1 protein-coding gene is annotated in these 465 nt (G+C 69.0%); it reads right to left on the bottom strand.

Annotation, left to right across the window (positions count from 1 at the left end; translation table 11 throughout):
• Positions 1 to 377: DUF881 domain-containing protein (locus tag RNB18_RS51605; protein ID WP_311721008.1), on the bottom strand; the 377-nt coding region annotated here is incomplete at its 3' end.
• Positions 378 to 465: the final 88 nt, after the last annotated feature.

Here is a 465-nt window from a genome sequence, read left to right as displayed (position 1 = left end):
ACCTCGGCGCGTGGCTCCTCCGTATAACCCAACCCGAAGCGCACCACGTACTGCTTGTAGAGGGTGACGTACGGAGCGGCGGCCAGGGCGGCCTGCATCGCCGTGGCATCGCCGATCGCGGTGATCACGTAGGGCGGGCTGTAGGTCCGGCCGTTGAGCAGCAGGGTATTGCCGACGCAGCGCGGTGCCGACGTCGCGATGATGCGTTGGTCCTGCATCTGGATGCCCTCGGCGCCCGCGCTCCACAATGCGTTCAGGACGGCCTGGATGTCCTGTTGGTGCACCACCAGGTCGTCGGGGGAGGCGTCGCGGGGAAAGCGGCCCTGGGCGTCGCGCTGGGCGTCGTTGAGGGTGACGACCAGTCCGGGTCCCCGCATGGGCACCGTGCCCGCATCGACGGCCAATTCGGCGGAACGCCGGGTGATGGCTGCCAGCGCCGCGTGTGATTCCGGGGATCCACCGTGA

Source organism: Streptomyces doebereineriae (genome assembly GCF_031845645.1).
Classification (GTDB): Bacteria; Actinomycetota; Actinomycetes; order Streptomycetales; family Streptomycetaceae; genus Streptomyces; species Streptomyces canus.
Note: the sequence above shows the minus strand (reverse complement) of the source record. Positions and strands in the feature narration are given on the sequence as shown.